Origin of the sequence: Virgibacillus dokdonensis (assembly GCF_900166595.1) — a bacterium.
Classification (GTDB): domain Bacteria; phylum Bacillota; class Bacilli; order Bacillales; family Amphibacillaceae; genus Virgibacillus; species Virgibacillus dokdonensis.
Genome location: NZ_LT745763.1, coordinates 1,583,901 through 1,600,134, shown reverse-complemented (window position 1 = coordinate 1,600,134; position 16,234 = coordinate 1,583,901). Strand labels below are relative to the sequence as shown.

The following is a 16,234-nucleotide window of genomic DNA, read 5'->3' as shown; positions in this document are numbered from 1 at the left end:
ATGCATACAATATAAAGGTTTATATTATGAGATAATGAACGAGAGCTTTCGCCATAAAATACCAGCGATAAGCGAAATTAGCTACTATTATTTAGCTTTGTGCAAAACTTTATTGTCAATTTCCTGCTTAATCATAGCGATAAACGCATCAAGCAAAACCGTTTCTGTTTCTTTTTCCCCGTAACGGCGAATATTTACAGCATGTTCGTTCACTTCATTATCACCTAGAACAAGCGCAAATGGTATTTTTTGCGTTTGGGCCTCTCGAATTTTATAACCAATCTTTTCATCACGCTCATCTACTGCAACCCTTACTCCTTCTAACCTTAATTTATCAGCAACCTGTTTCGCATAATTCAAATGCGCCTTTGGAGACACTGGAATCACTTTTACCTGAACAGGAGCAAGCCATACAGGGAACGCACCTTTATATTCTTCAATGAGGAATGCAACGAAACGTTCCATTGTAGAAACGACACCGCGATGAATAACTACCGGGCGGTGATGTTGACCATCTTCACCAATATATGTTAAATCAAATCGTTCAGGAAGATGAAAATCAAGTTGAACGGTTGATAATGTTTCGTCTTTTCCTAATGCTGTTTTCACTTGTACATCCAGCTTTGGACCATAAAACGCTGCTTCACCTTCAGCTTCTACATAATCTACTTGTAGTTCTTCCATGGTCTCTTTAAGCATTGCTTGTGCTTTTTCCCACATCGCATCGTTGTCCACATATTTCTCTTTATCTTCAGGATCACGATAGGATAAGCGGAAATAATAATCCTTAATACCAAAATCCTCATATACTTTTTGCACAAGCTCAACAACACGAATAAATTCATCTTTTAATTGATCTGGACGAGCAAAAATATGGGCATCATTTAAAGTCATGGCTCTCACACGCTGTAACCCAGCTAATGCTCCAGACATCTCATAACGATGCATTGTTCCAAGCTCAGCAATACGTACAGGAAGACTCCGATAGCTGTACAGCTGATTTTTGTATACCATCATATGATGTGGGCAATTCATTGGTCTTAGTACTAATTCTTCGTTGTCCATCTTCATCTCTGGGAACATATCTTCATGATAGTGATCCCAATGCCCGCTCGTCTTATATAACTCGACACTTCCCAATACAGGCGTATAGACATGGTCATAACCAAGACGTTCCTCTAAATCAACAATATAGCGTTCAATAATTCTACGGATTGTCGCACCTTTTGGAAGCCAAAGCGGTAGACCTTGTCCTACCTTTTGCGAGATAGTAAAAATATCTAATTCCTTACCTAGTTTCCGATGGTCACGTTCTTTACGTTCTTCCAACAACTTTAAATAAGCTTCCACTTGACTTTGTTTTGCAAACGCCGTTCCATAAATGCGTTGTAATTGTTTATTATTACTATCCCCACGCCAATAAGCACCTGAAATACTTAACAGCTTAAAAGCCTTAATTTTATTTGTAGAAGGTACGTGAATTCCGCGACATAAATCAAAAAACTCTCCTTGTTTATAAATCGTAACTTGTTCATCTTCTGGGATGGCATCAATTAGCTCTAGCTTCAAGGGGTCGTCTTGAAACATTTCTATAGCATTTTCTCTTGATACTTCTAAACGTTCTATTTCTAGAGCTTCGTCTATTATTTTTTTCATTTCTTTTTCAATTTTCGGCAGATCTTCAGGTGTAATCGAATGCTCCATGTCCATATCATAATAAAAACCTTCTTCAATTACTGGACCGACACCAAAGTTCACATCTTTATACAATCGCTTAATCGCTTGAGCCATTAAATGAGCTGTCGAATGACGCATAATTTCTATACCCGCATCATCTTTGTTCGTAATAATTTCTATGGATCCACCATGGTCTAATTTACGTCTTAAATCAAACGGTATACCATCTAACTTAATAGCTAATGCCTGTTTTTTTAATCCAGAGGAAATGGAACCGGCAACCTCTTCGCCAGTTACGCCTTTTTGAAAAGCTTTTTCTGCTCCGTCTGGAAATACAAAAGTTAATTCTTCTGCCATTATCATCACTCCTCGTCAAATTAAAAAACGCCCATCCCTTTGCTTATTTGCAAAGGGACGAGCGTTGGTCACGTCGTGGTTCCACCCTAATTCCCGTAAATCATTACGGCTTCATTCATCTATAACGTAGATGGTACGCTGTTGCTTTGCTATCGCAACAGGGCTCGAAGGTGGTAAACCATTCCTAGTAAGCGGGAACTTCCAGCCAATGATTCCCTTCTCTATCCTACCTCGTAAATGATTCTTGTCCTTTTCATCGCCGATTGTTAAGTTAATAATAATATAATTTGTATTATAGCGCTTGATTATAGAAAAAGCAAGCCTATTGTTGTTCTTTCTGCATATAGTGAGAGAATGGAAACTTGCGAAGTGGTTCAAAAGTCACTCTTTCCTGAAATACATTAATCACTGTTAACGTTTTTGGTTCTGACGGCTCATCTCCATAAATATAAATATGCTCAGGTGCCATCGCAATAAGTGGAGCTAAATTAAACTCATTATCATCCAAACCTACTAAATACAATGGTTCTTTTTGCATCAACATTCGTAATTCTAGCCGTGAAAGAGGTTTACCGTTGCCATTGTAAAAAGAAAATGTTTCACCTTGTACCATATAAATATGAGGTACAGAAGATTTACGATTTAAGACGAAACCTCTTAGCATATTAATGAATTCTTGGTGCTCTTCTTCTCTTTTATACTCATCAATTGCAAGACCGACATAATGAACAACATTATCCTGAAATACTTTTAGTCGAAATTTCACTAATGAGTCATAGTGAATGGTCGATGTATCTTTTATGTTTGCAATGAAGAGTGATTCAAGTAGCTGCTGTGGGTTTTCATTTTTTCTTACAAATAGGCTATCTTTATCCGTACCAGTCATTACCCAATTCGTTAACTCTAAGATCTTTTCCTTTTCATTTGTATCTGTATAAAAATAATAATCTTCTATAACCGACGTTATCCATTTTCCCATACGGTGTGTAATAAATACATTCGTTAAAGATTTCGCAATCGCTGGGATAAGTACTTGATTTGGAATATTTGCATCAAATTGTAAATGATTCCCCCATTCTTTATGTGTTTTCCAATACAGGTTAATCTGTTTATTATGCTGGCGCATCTTTTCACAGAAACGAATGACTTCTTTATCTGACTCGATAAATAATTCCACCAATACATATCACCCTCATCCAACCAAACTGTTACATTATATGGACAAAGGGTGAAAATAATGAGTAATCAGTAAAAACTAGTAAAGATCGATAAAAATAGAAATGTTAATAATGCTTTTTTATTATAATAGAGGTATTTAAATCCTACCTCTTATTAGAAAAACTTGACTTGTCGTCGCCAAGTCTTATGGCGAATGGCATAGTTTTTCTTATACTATAACCCTTAAAACTTTTATACTTTCTTATAGTGGAACAAAGGCTCAGGGTGGCAAGCCCCTTTTTAGTCGGTCTTCCTCTTAGCTAAGAACCAATGATGACTTATCATAGGCGTTTTCGTGAAGTCGCCTAGTTGCTGGGCGATGGAGAAGGACGTGGCTATTCGGTTTTTTCTTTATACACAAGCACCTAATTTGTGCTTTCTTAACTTATTAGAAAAAAATTGGCTTATCTTTATTTATAGTGGGAGCTGTAGTTTTTCTTATACTATAAATCTTTAAATTTTTATACTTTCTTATAGTGTAATTGGAAAATCCAAGTGAAATTTTCACTTGGATTTATGTTCTCTCTTAGGTTAGAGATTCATTTCCATGATAGAGGAACGGTCCATATCAATCACCATTATTCCAAAAAGAAAGAAACAAGTTTACTAGAAATATCAATGGATTATTACGTTCGCCTGTTTTCAGCAAAAACGGCTACTGGTTGGCTCACTTGTTTCATTCGCTCAATGATACGACCTGCTTTCACTTCTTCCACACCATTTCTAGTAGAAGCTAAGTGTGTTTCAAGTTCTTCCATGCTGTAATTGGAAGTGAAAAATACGGGTAACCCTTCCATCATACGATACTGCAATAAAGACCCTAGAATTTCATCGCGAAACCACGGGGATTGCATCTCCGCACCTATATCATCAAGCATAAGAACATCCGTCTTTTTAAAATACGCCAATTTTTTATTCAACGAGTCATCTTTCATCGAAGCCTTCATTTCTCTTACAAATTCAGGCATATAAATTAATGCTGAAGAGATATACATTTCTTTTAATTTATTAGCAAGCGCCCCGAGGAAATAAGTTTTTCCTACACCGAAAGGACCGTATAAATACAATCCCTTAGAAGGAATTTCTTGTTCACAACCACTTATAAACTTCACAATTTCTCGAACAGCTTGGCTACGTTTTGGATCAGCATCAATATGATCAATTTTAGCTTCCAATATCTGTTTAGGCATATATAAGCTTTGAACTAATTGCTGTTGTTCTCGCTGCTTTTCATAATCAATTCGCCGATAACATTTTTCATAGGACAAATGGATCTCTCCACCTTCGACGTTTAACACGGGGGAGTACCCTCGAATCATATTCATGCAATCATTAAAACATGTACAGTGACTACATTGTTTAGACTGTGTCTTAAACTCATGTAGTTTAATTAAGTTTTTATCTATTTCTTTCTTAGTTAACTCTGGATGCTCAGCTATAAGTGCTTTTATTTCCGGGTCACTTAATATTTCTTGGCGAATTTTAGCATAGTGCTCCTGAAAATTTTGGTTTTGTCTCATCCATTTTTGCAACGTCGATTGTACTGGTTTCATATCCATCATCCTTGATAATGCGTTTATTTGTTATAGCTTGAATACTGCTTTAACAGCATTTCAATTTCTTTCTGCTCTTGCACTTCATCCACTTTGTCTTCCTTCGTAGCAGCAACTTCCTGTTTTTGTTGCTTTTTTTGTTGTTTAAACCAATCGGGAACGACTTCTTTCGATTGCGTTTTTCTAGTTGGCTTTTTTGAATTTTTATAATTAGTTACTTCTTTTTTCGCAAAAGCCATTGCTTCTTTCGCAGTTTTTAAATTAGCCCTAGACCAATGACTAGCAATCTTAGATAAATAATTTTTAGATAACTTCATATTTGTTTGCAAAAGTACATAATGTATTAAAACATTCATAACAGGTGCTGGCAATCCTTGTGATGTCATAATGTCGCCGATTAATCGTAGGTCTTGTTCAGAAGCATGATGGCCACTTGACAAATCTTCCAACAATTGTTTAGGCGAAATATGCTCCAAATGATAAATGAGCTGTTCTTCTTTCGTACTTCCTACTGGTTCTTCTCCCTTATGCACTTCTTTAGTCGCTTTTTCTACGAGACGGACAGACTTTTCCTGATTTTTCGACTGAAATAAATCAAAGCAAGCTGCTTTGAATTCATTTATATGCAATCTATTTTCTTCCGTTAAAGCCCACAAAATTGCTTTTTCTATTTCATATGTTTCCAACTCATATAGTAACATCATCTGGGTTATTACTTTACGATTGTAAGCTGTAAGTACCTTTTTAGTTGGAATCATACGTTGCTTCAAGCTATGTTCAACAGAAGTAAAATCTACATTATCTAAATTCACGCCTTGCTGTATTTGCTTCTGCTCCTCCTTTGGCAAGGAATCAGGAATAATCGTTTGAAATACATCTTGGAAGGAAGCAGTTATATTATTACCATCTACTGACTGTTTGTTTACAGCATAATGTTGCTCTAAATGGGCATATTTTTCTCTACCAATATGATGGTATAAAAGCTGAGAAAGCATTGGATCTTTAAAAAATTGCCCAGGCGAAAAAGCAGGCTTTAACACATACGTAAACACTCGATTATCATTGCTATTCAACTCATAAGTTTTAAGTAAACCAATGCCTTCTAATTTGCGTCTGGCAACGTAAATCCCGTCTAAAGGAAGATTTAAGTAATTCATTAAAGTGTGATGCGTCTGAGGAATTTGCTTATCAGCTTGTAATTCTCGTTCATGGAGTAATGTTTGATACAGGATAATAGCAGCCATTCCAATTAAAGGTTGGTATAAATGAGTTAATGATTTTGCATAATCCGTTGGCAGATTTCCTTGAAATTCCACCCAGTATCCTTCAATGGGTAAAATTTTGCCTATCCTGTTCATCCCCATCTAACCCTTTCCATCCGTGTTATATTCTTTATTATTATTCATAATATCCTTTAGCTCGTCTAGGAAAACATTTATATCCTTAAACTGTCTATATACTGAAGCAAAACGTACATATGCAACTTCATCGACCTCAGAAAGGCGGTCCATAATTTGTTCCCCTACATCTTTACTATGAACTTCTGAAATACCTTCATTTCGTAATTCTTTTTCTACATTTAAAGCAATCTCTTCAATGGTTTCTAACGGTACAGGGCGTTTTTCACAAGCTTTAATTAAGCCACGAACTAACTTATCCCGACTAAATTCTTGCCTCGCGCCGTCTTTTTTCACTACGATCAACGGTACATCTTCAATCCGTTCGAATGTTGTAAACCGGAAGCCACAACGTTCACACTCTCTTCTTCGCCGAATTGCTTGTCCTTCTTCTATTGGTCTGGAATCGAGTACTTTTGTGCTTTTATTTTGGCAATTTGAACATCTCATCGTTCTGCCCACTCCTCATTTCAACCGTTACCTGTCTTGTTTCGTGATGAAAGGTAATGCTTTATTTATTTCTCTATATAATTGTTGAATGACTTTTGTACTATAACCAAAATCTATTGGTAGTTGAGATTCTGTTGTAACAGAAAAATCAATAGCGGTTTGATACGGTCGTACCATAATTACTGTTGCAATAATAAATGCTTTTTTCCCTTTTTTAACTTGTATACTTAATTCTCCATGCTCTTTAGATATAGCATGAATGTCATATTTTGAAGACTGTTCAAATAAATTTTCAAGTGCTTGCATTGCTTTTTCTTTCGTTGTTTTATAATAATGTGTTTGTAAACTGGCATTCCAATGATTATCTTGTGTTTCAGCATGATTACTAAAATATTTGGAAATGGTATTCCGAAAACCCATTTTAAAAAGCCACCTTCATAACATAGATATTCTATTGTATAGTAGTTTCATTTTAACATGTTTTTCATAAAACCTCTATATCACAACAAAAGCAAATAGCGCATACATAACAAAAGCCTTTGACATAACAGACCTTACGTACATAAAGCATACTAGTAAATTACTTCAGAACTAATTCTTCTAATAAACTATAAACATAGACAAGAATGGGTTGATAGACTATGTTATGTCTATCAACCCACTTTTTTCATTATGTTACAATTTTCGCATAATATCTGTTTCCCTCAGCTTAGAAAACTTGGCTTAACACTAACCCCATATAAACTCTGATTCAGCACGTTAAGTACCTCACGCTCTGTTTTCTTCTACTTACACAATAACTATAGAAAAAGGATATTAATTACTTATTTTTTTGTGCTGAAACTTAATGTTCCCATTCCTCTTGTAATTTCCATTTTTTCTACTTTGCCTGCCTGCAAGTGTTGTGATATACATTCTACCGCTATGTAAGGATCAATATTGTATCCACATGTATATACATCAACACTGGCATAGCCATGTTCTGGGAAACTATGTACTGTAAGATGAGATTCAGAAATAATAATGACACCACTTATTCCAATTGGTGCAAACTTATGAAACGTAACTTCTCTTATTTCTGCTCCAGCCTTTAAAGCAGCTTCAACGAAAAACCGTTCCATTTCTATTATGTTATTTAATACATCTTTATTGCATTTCCAAAGTTCAACAATGATATGCCTTCCCTTTGTATCCATTCACTACTTCATCCTTATAGTGTTCTTCATTTAACTGAAAAGCTCATAACTATAATTATAGCATGATTGTTTCATTTGAATACAACGAAAAGTATAAACGTTTTCTATATGGATTGCAATATTTTCATTCCGTTCAAAGTGAACTTTGCATAGGCCCGTTCTTGAAATGTAATTTATTTTCCATAAAGTGAATCTTCAATCAGTAGGGCCATTCACTATCCCCACTGATTGTCAGCGCCATCATTTTTACCTACAAGACCGACTTGGGATAAGAACATTATAATATTGTAGAAGTGTCAAACGTAAAAAGTTTTGCTACTTGTTCATTTGATGTTAATTAGCTCATTTGCATATGCTTTTCAACAAGATAATGACCTACAAGTTTCGTTAAATCCAATACACGCTTAGAGTAGCCCCATTCATTATCATACCATGCTAATACTTTGATTTTGCGCCCCTCCATGACTATCGTTGACAGACCATCTATAATAGCGGAATATTCAGTAGTTGTATAATCAATAGACACTAGTGGCTCATCACTATACTGAATAATGCCGCTATAGTCAGCATCGGCAGCTTTTTTAAATACTTCATTAACTTGTCTAGCTGTAACTTCTTTTTTTACATCCACTACAAGATCTACTAATGAAACGTTAGGTGTTGGTACACGTAAAGCCATGCCATGAAGTTTGCCATTTAAATGAGGGAGCACTTCTCCCAAAGCTTTAGCTGCACCAGTAGAAGTTGGGATAATAGATTGGGTGCAACCTCTAGCTCTTCTTAAGTCTTTATGTGGATTATCAATGTTTTTTTGGTCATTTGTAAAAGCATGTACAGTCGTCATTAACCCATTTTCAATACCGAAATAATCATCAATAATTTTTACAACAGGTGCAAGACAGTTTGTAGTACAGGAAGCATTGGAAACAACATCATGCTTTTGTGGATCATAAGCATCTTCGTTAACTCCCATTACTATCGTTTGATCTACTTCTTTACCTGGTGCAGTAATGACTACTTTTTTAGCTCCTGCACGAAGATGCCCACCAGCGCTTTCTTTCGTTTTGAATTTTCCAGTAGCTTCAATTACGACATCAATTGCTAGTTCCTCCCAAGGTAATTGTTCTGGAACTCGAGAATTAACTAATTCAACATGGCTTTCTCCTACCATAATTCCTTTGTGAAGCGATTTCACTTCCTCGTCTAAAATTCCATGTACGCTGTCATATTTAATTAAATGTGCTAACGTTTCAGCTGGATAACTAGCATTAATCGCTACCACATTTAAATTTTTATCTTTTATCGCTTGTCGAAAAACCATTCGCCCAATACGGCCAAATCCATTTATTGCAATTCTCGTTTTTCTCATACGACTTCCTCCTATTATGAGTTATACTTTTTTAATTTATTTATTAATTAGTATAACACATTTAAAGAAATATGTGACTATAAAATTCGATTTCGAATATATTTCAGTTTTCTTATGATTTCGAACTATAGTATTTTGACATACTCAGTTCGTTTTAATGGCTTATAGAAGGTTTTTCATATCATAATTTTTATAAGAACGAAGCGTCGGTCGTCTGTTTAGCAACGTGGCGAATGGAACAAATCAACGAAGATAAAGGCATCACAGTAAGTGGCCGGAACGATGGCGACTTATCCTAGGGCTACTTCCTGACATCGCCTAGCTGTTGGATGATTCCTTATCTACAAACACCTCACTTTATAATTTAATATCTTTTTAGAAAAAATTTGCTTAGGGCTTTCTTTTTGCTTATGCGAGAAACCCGTAGTTCTATGCTTTCTTATAAAAAACATTCGCACCAAGAATGGATGCGAATGTTTTTTTGATTTAACCAGGGAGTATATTCCATGCTAATAGCAACTTTTCCAGTTGCTCAAAAGATTCAAGCTTTGATCCAGTATTATCAATAACGCCGTCAGCTTTTTTGACTTTTTCTGTTATAGACATTTGCGCTTTTATTCGCTGCTTCGCTTCCGCTTCAGAATAGTCGTCCCTCTCCATTAAACGCTGTAATTGCGTAGCTTCATCAACATAAACAACAATTGTTTTATCAACGAGCGAAGTCAAATTATTCTCAAACAATAAAGGAATATCAAGCACAACACATGTATATCCTGATTGAAGATAAGCGTCTCTTTTTTCAACCATTTTTTCTCTTACAGCAGGATGAACAATATGATTTAATTGCTCTCGCTTCTGTTCATCTGCAAATATAATTTCACCTAGCAACTCTCGGTTTAATGTTTTATCCTTTCTCAAGATTTCCAGGCCAAAATGTCGAATAATTTCTTCATACGCTCTCTCCCCGGGTTTTACAACTTCCCTAGCAAGTTTATCCGCATCAATTACAGGAATACGAAAATCATCAAACATTAAAGAAATAGTACTTTTTCCCGTTGCAATGCTACCAGTTAGACCAATAATTACACTCATTATATCACCTCTTTATTGGCTGACAGCTTGTACAAATATGTGTCCCACGTCCACCAACTTTTAATTTGGCAATGGTATTACCACATGTTTTACAAGCTTTATTTTCTTGACCATATACATAAAGTTTTTGTTGAAACATCCCCATTTCACCTTGGCTATTGACATAAGAGCGTATCGTTGTACCGCCCTGCAATACAGCCTCTTCTAAAGTAGCAATGGCTTGCTTGCGAACTTCTTTTATTTCTTTCTGCGTTAATTTGTTTGCTGGTACTAAAGGATGAATACGTGCCTTGAACAATGTTTCATCCACATAGATGTTTCCTAATCCAGCTACAATCGTTTGATCTAATAAAGCGGATTTAATAACGCGCTTTGTTTTTTTCAGCTTCTCAATAAAGTATTCTGCCGTAAATGCATCATCGAATGGGTCAGGACCTAACAAACATAACGGCTTTTGATTCATTACCTCTCCCCGATGAAACAAATGCATCGTGCCAAATTTTCGGACGTCATTATAACGTAATTCTTCTCCGGTAGAAAATCGAAAGATAATATGCGTATGTTTCTTTACCGGTTCTCCTTCTTGATGAACGCTATATTTCCCTTCCATTCGAAGATGTGAAACGAGAACATAATCGTTTAATTCAAACAATAAAAATTTCCCTTTTCGATGAATGTCTAAAATTTTTTGCCCTATAATCTCTGACTGAAATTGCTTTATATCATCAGGTTGCTTAATTATTTTTGGCCAATAAATATCTATTTGATCAATCGTTCTGTTGATTACAAATCGTTTTAACGTGTTGCGAATGGTTTCTACTTCTGGTAATTCCGGCATCTCCTTAACTCCTTACTTAGCATCAAACCAACTATCTCCATAAGCATAATCAACCTTTAAAGGTACATTTAAATCCACTGTATGTTCCATAATAGCTGGCACTATTTCTTTTAATGTCTCTACTTCAGACTGCGGTGCTTCTAAAATTAACTCATCGTGTACTTGTAATAAAATTCGTGCTTGCAACTGTTGTTCCTCTAGCTTACCATGCAAATCAATCATCGCTTTTTTAATAATGTCCGCTGCACTTCCTTGAATTGGCGTATTCATAGCAGTTCGTTCAGCAAAACTTCTTTGATTAAAGTTACGACTGGTAATATCCGGCAAATATCTTCTACGATTCATAATCGTGCTTACGTACCCCTTATGTTTTGCTTCTTGAACGATCTCTTCCATGTATGTTTTTACCCCTGGGTAACTCTCAAAATATCGATCAATAAACTGTTTCGCTTCTTTTCGAGTAATACCTAGGTTCTGCGATAATCCGTAATCACTAATGCCGTATACAATACCGAAGTTAACTGCTTTTGCTTGTCTACGCATATTTGCGGAAACTTCTTCTTTATTCACATGAAAGACATCCATCGCTGTCTGCGTATGAATATCTTTTTCTTGTTTAAATGCCGTCATTAATTTTTCATCGCGTGCAATATGTGCTAATACTCTCAACTCAATTTGAGAGTAATCAGCAGCAAACATAACCCAATCCTTTTGAGCAGGAATAAAGGCTTGACGTATTTTCCTACCTTCTTCCAAACGTATAGGGATATTTTGTAAGTTTGGTTCGATGGAGCTTAAACGACCTGTTTGCGTTAGTGCTTGATTAAAACGAGTGTGAATTTTATTTGTTTTTTCATCTACTACTTTTAATAACCCTTCAATATAAGTGGACTGCAATTTACCCAATTGGCGATATAATAACAGCTTCGGAATGATTTCATGCTCATCCTGAAGTTGTTCTAACACATCAGCAGCAGTGGAATAACCCGTTTTAGTCTTCTTAATAACTGGGAGACCTAGTTTTTCAAACAGAATTGGACCCAGCTGTTTTGGAGAGTTTAAATTAAACTCCTCACCAGCCAATTCATGAACCTCTTTCTCTAATTCTGCTAAACGATTTTTCAAGTCGGTGCGCATTTCTTCTAAACGTTTTGTATCAACAAGCACGCCCGTATGCTCCATCTCTCCAAGGATAAGCGCCAATGGCATTTCTAACTCCTTAAACAATTCGTACTGTTCATTTTCTTTAAGTTGCTTTTCCATCTGTGGTTTCAGCTCGTACAGCATGCTTGCTTTCCTTACCACATGTTCTCTAAAAATCGACTGTTCTGGGAGCTTCCGCTTTGCTCCCTTCCCATACACCTCGTCATCTAGATATACATCCGTTCTTCCTAATCTGTGGCTAATAGCTGGTATATCATGATTGTTTTCCGATGGGTTAATTAAATAAGAAGCTAAGAGCATATCAAACGCGATACCTTCAATGTGCATATTAACTCGTGATAAAGAAACAAATGTTTTTTTGGCATCAAATACATATTTTTTCATAGAAGAATCCCGTAACCATGATTGAAATTGTTCGGATTGCATGGCTATATCTTTTGGTAAAAAGTAAGCCGCTTCCTCATTAACGATGGAAAAGCCTTGAATGGATGCTTGATGATAATTTTCTTCTAACATTTCAACAATAAGTGCTTCTTCTCCAGTAAACAAATCATGGTTTACTTCATCTAATATGGAAAATTCAATTGGAGGATGTTGTTCCGCTGTTTCCATTGGCTTATCTTCGTCAGACCCTTGCATACGAGTTAATAACGATTGAAAGCCGAGTTCGGTAAAAATCGCTCTGACTTTATCTTGCGCATATCCGCTATAGATAACATCGTCAGGTTTAATTGTAATTGGTGAAGATCGGTTAATGGTTACAAGTTCTTTACTCATAAAGGCTTCTTTTTTATGAGTTGCTAGCTTCTCTTTCAGCTTTTTCCCACTAACATCTTCCAAATGGTCATACACATTTTCTAATGTATGAAATTGTTTTAGTAATTTGACTGCCGTTTTCTCCCCCACCCCAGGGACACCTGGGATATTATCTGAATTATCTCCCATCAATGCTTTCAAATCAATAATTTGTTCTTGCGTAATTTCCATTTTTTCCTTTAAAAAAGCAGGTGTATAACGCTCAACATCGCTAATTCCTTTTTTAGTCAAACTTACAGTCACGTGATCAGAAACTAATTGAAGCAAGTCTTTATCACCAGATATAACGGTTACTTCCCATCCATTTTCTTCTACTTGCTTGGATAGTGTACCGATTATATCATCTGCCTCATAATTATCCAGTTCATAATGTGGGATAGAAAATGCATCTAATACTTCTTTTAATAAAGGGAATTGTTCCGATAGTTCTGGAGGTGTTTTTTGTCTTCCTCCTTTATATTCCTTATATGTATCATGTCTAAAAGTTGTTTTACCGGCATCAAATGCAACCAACATATGTGTAGGCTTTTCTTCCTCTATCATTCTTAATAGCATGGTTGTAAAGCCATATACAGCATTTGTATATACGCCTTTATCATTATTTAAAAGCGGCAACGCGAAGAATGCACGGTAAATAATACTGTTACCATCAATTAATACCAATTTATTGCTCATAGTTTCGCCTCCGATTATTTCATCATTAAGCATATTTTATCATTCTATCCCTATAAAGTGAAACGCCGTATGCGTCACGTCTTATTTGTTTATACTACAATATTCTAAATGTATATTAATAAAATAAGCCAAGCTCACTGTTTTATTAAAACTTAGCTGTAGCTCGTCTTCTCTACTACTTACCCCTAATTTTCTATCATTCAAGAAAAAAGGGATAGGAGACCCTTAGGTTTCAGCTCCTATCCCTTTTATTCGTTATTGTATCTTACCGTCCTTATTCATTGGGAGACTAACCACTATCTTTGTCCCTTTATTAATTTCACTTTCTATATCAATCGTACCATCATGTACTTCTACAATATGTTTGACAATCGCTAAGCCGAGTCCTGTTCCTCCGGTATTACGACTTCTAGCTTTATCCACTCTGTAAAAACGTTCGAATATACGAGGCAGAGCTTCCTTCTCAATACCTATCCCTGTATCCTCCACTTCAATAAGCACGTTACTGCCTTGATTCATAATCCGTAAATAAATATGTCCATGCTCTGGTGTATAGTTTATAGCGTTATCGATAAGATTAATAATAATTTGCTTCACTTTTTCTTTATCCGCTGTAAGTTGTAAACTTTGCTGAATAGATTTATCAAATGTCAATCCTTTATCAGCAAACTTTTGATGAATGACTGGAATTACTTCATCTACCAATTCACGCATAGAAAAGGTGGAAAGAACTAGTTGGTGATTTTCTTTTTCTAGTCGAGAAAGAATCAACAAATCCTGAATTAATAATTGTATCCGGTGACTCTCATTATAAATTATTTCTAAGAATTCTTTGTTTTTCTCCAAATCTTTCATCGGATTATCTAATAATGTTTCAGCAAATCCCTTAATAGACGTAATTGGAGTTTTTAACTCATGCGAAACATTCGCAACAAAGTCTTTTCGCATTAATTCCAGCTTTTTTAACTCCGTTATATCATAAAGAACGAGCACCGCCCCTTTTAATAAATTACGTTCATCAAAAATAGGGGCGCCAACTATCTCAATATAGTATTTATCCAAGCCTTTATAATGCGTAAACTCCTCTTTAATATTTCGCTCGTACAAGAAAGTTTTTTGAACCGTTTCATGAATAACTTCATTGTGCAGAACATCATAATAAAGATGGCCTTGAAAATCATTCGTTGTTTGCCCAAACATAACAAGAAATTTACGGTTAACGAAGTGGATATACCCTTTTGCATCAATTAAAACAAGTCCACTTTGTGTATTTTCTATAATCGTAGATAATTGTTCTGCCTGCATTTGCTCTTGAATAGTTAATTCATTTAAATTTCGCGCTAAAGCATTAATCTTCGTACTTAACTGCCCAATACTGTCTGTACTTGGATGATGAAATCTAGCTCGATAATTACCTTTTACAATCTCATCCACTGTCTTCGTTGCTTTTTTAATAGGCTTTAAGACTGTTTCATATAAATGTATGATAAATAACAATAAAACGATAAATTGAATTACTAGTACTGCAGCTAATACTAGATAATCTCCAATTAAAACACTTAACAAAATACCGGTTACTAAAACAACTAAAAAAACACCTACTGTGTAACCGAATATAGGTTTTTCAAACAAAAATCGCATTAACTAGGGTCCTCCAATTTATAACCAAGACCTCGTACCGTTTTAATATAAACAGGTTTTTTAGAATCTGGTTCTATTTTATCCCGTAAATGAGAAACGTGAACATCCACAATACGGGTATCACCAACAAAATCATAATCCCATACACCGCTAAGAAGTTGGTCACGTGAAATAACCTTTCCTTTATTCTTTGCTAGATAATATAACAGTTCAAATTCTTTTCTCGTAAAGGTAATCACTTTCCCTGCCATTTCTGCTTCATATCTTTCAGGGAACACCGTTAAATCACCAACTTGTATAAATGAAAAATTAGATTTTTCTACTCTCTTTGCTCTCCGTAAAATAGCTTTAATTCTAGCTACCACTTCTTTTGGGCTAAAAGGCTTCGTTAAATAATCATCTGCACCTAATTCCAATCCAAGCACTTTATCAAATTCCTCATCTTTAGCAGTAAGCATAAGAATTGGTGTGTTTATTTGGTTATTTCTTAAATACCTACAAACATCCATGCCATCCATCTCAGGGAGCATAAGATCTAAAACAATCAAATCATAACTGTTGCTTTGTGCTTTTTGTACTGCTTCATAACCATCATAAGCAACATCTGTCACAAAGCCCGCTTTTTCGATATTAAAGTTAAGCAATGTTACAATAGATTTCTCGTCATCTACAATTAAAATTTTCTCGTTCATATCCAGTCCCCGTTTCTACATACTTTAATAGGTTCCATCTACATCTTACACTGAATTGTTAAGAATGTGAATACGATAAGAATTTGTAAATTTATTTTT

At 35.4% G+C, this 16,234-nt stretch carries 13 protein-coding genes; all 13 read right to left on the bottom strand.

What is annotated here, in order from left to right:
* Window positions 1-87 precede the first annotated feature (87 nt).
* The 13 genes from thrS to B2C77_RS08890 all read right to left on the bottom strand — a co-directional run bounded on the left by thrS (window position 88) and on the right by B2C77_RS08890 (window position 16,135).
* Window positions 88-2,034 carry a threonine--tRNA ligase gene (gene thrS / locus B2C77_RS08950; protein WP_077703309.1) on the bottom strand — a complete coding sequence of 649 codons (1,947 nt, stop codon included), beginning with the start codon at window positions 2,032-2,034 and terminating at the stop codon, window positions 88-90.
* 322 nt (window positions 2,035-2,356) lie between these two features.
* The gene (ytxC, locus tag B2C77_RS08945; RefSeq protein WP_237342864.1) at window positions 2,357-3,211 is read right to left on the bottom strand and encodes a putative sporulation protein YtxC; all 855 of its coding nucleotides are present in this window, start codon (window positions 3,209-3,211) and stop codon (window positions 2,357-2,359) included.
* Window positions 3,212-3,878: 667 nt separating this feature from the next.
* Window positions 3,879-4,805, bottom strand: coding sequence for a primosomal protein DnaI (gene dnaI / locus B2C77_RS08940; RefSeq protein ID WP_077703307.1), 927 nt, complete (start codon window positions 4,803-4,805; stop codon window positions 3,879-3,881).
* A 23-nt stretch (window positions 4,806-4,828) separates the two neighbouring features.
* Window positions 4,829-6,169, bottom strand: a complete 1,341-nt coding sequence (locus B2C77_RS08935; protein ID WP_303046178.1) for a replication initiation and membrane attachment family protein — start codon at window positions 6,167-6,169, stop codon at window positions 4,829-4,831.
* Window positions 6,170-6,652, bottom strand: coding sequence for a transcriptional regulator NrdR (nrdR, locus tag B2C77_RS08930; RefSeq protein ID WP_077703306.1), 483 nt, complete (start codon window positions 6,650-6,652; stop codon window positions 6,170-6,172). It abuts the gene before it with no gap.
* A 27-nt stretch (window positions 6,653-6,679) separates the two neighbouring features.
* Window positions 6,680-7,072, bottom strand: coding sequence for a cytosolic protein (locus B2C77_RS08925; protein ID WP_077703305.1), 393 nt, complete (start codon window positions 7,070-7,072; stop codon window positions 6,680-6,682).
* Window positions 7,073-7,476: 404 nt separating this feature from the next.
* Entirely contained in the window at window positions 7,477-7,848 is a 372-nt protein-coding gene (speD, locus tag B2C77_RS08920) for an adenosylmethionine decarboxylase (protein ID WP_077703304.1), read from the bottom strand.
* A 337-nt stretch (window positions 7,849-8,185) separates the two neighbouring features.
* On the bottom strand, window positions 8,186-9,217 hold the full coding sequence (locus tag B2C77_RS08915) for a glyceraldehyde-3-phosphate dehydrogenase (RefSeq protein WP_077703303.1): 1,032 nt from the start codon (window positions 9,215-9,217) through the stop codon (window positions 8,186-8,188).
* 486 nt (window positions 9,218-9,703) lie between these two features.
* Window positions 9,704-10,309 carry a dephospho-CoA kinase gene (coaE, locus tag B2C77_RS08910; RefSeq protein WP_077703302.1) on the bottom strand — a complete coding sequence of 202 codons (606 nt, stop codon included), beginning with the start codon at window positions 10,307-10,309 and terminating at the stop codon, window positions 9,704-9,706.
* 4 nt (window positions 10,310-10,313) lie between these two features.
* Window positions 10,314-11,147, bottom strand: a complete 834-nt coding sequence (mutM, locus tag B2C77_RS08905; protein WP_077703301.1) for a DNA-formamidopyrimidine glycosylase — start codon at window positions 11,145-11,147, stop codon at window positions 10,314-10,316.
* A 12-nt stretch (window positions 11,148-11,159) separates the two neighbouring features.
* Entirely contained in the window at window positions 11,160-13,802 is a 2,643-nt protein-coding gene (gene polA / locus B2C77_RS08900) for a DNA polymerase I (RefSeq protein ID WP_077703300.1), read from the bottom strand.
* A gap of 255 nt (window positions 13,803-14,057) precedes the next feature.
* Window positions 14,058-15,443 (bottom strand): two-component system histidine kinase PnpS, encoded by a 1,386-nt coding sequence (gene pnpS, locus B2C77_RS08895; RefSeq protein ID WP_077703299.1) that lies wholly within the window; start codon window positions 15,441-15,443, stop codon window positions 14,058-14,060.
* On the bottom strand, window positions 15,443-16,135 hold the full coding sequence (locus B2C77_RS08890; protein ID WP_077703298.1) for a response regulator transcription factor: 693 nt from the start codon (window positions 16,133-16,135) through the stop codon (window positions 15,443-15,445). The genes pnpS and B2C77_RS08890 overlap by 1 nt, the downstream gene beginning before the upstream one ends.
* Window positions 16,136-16,234: the final 99 nt, after the last annotated feature.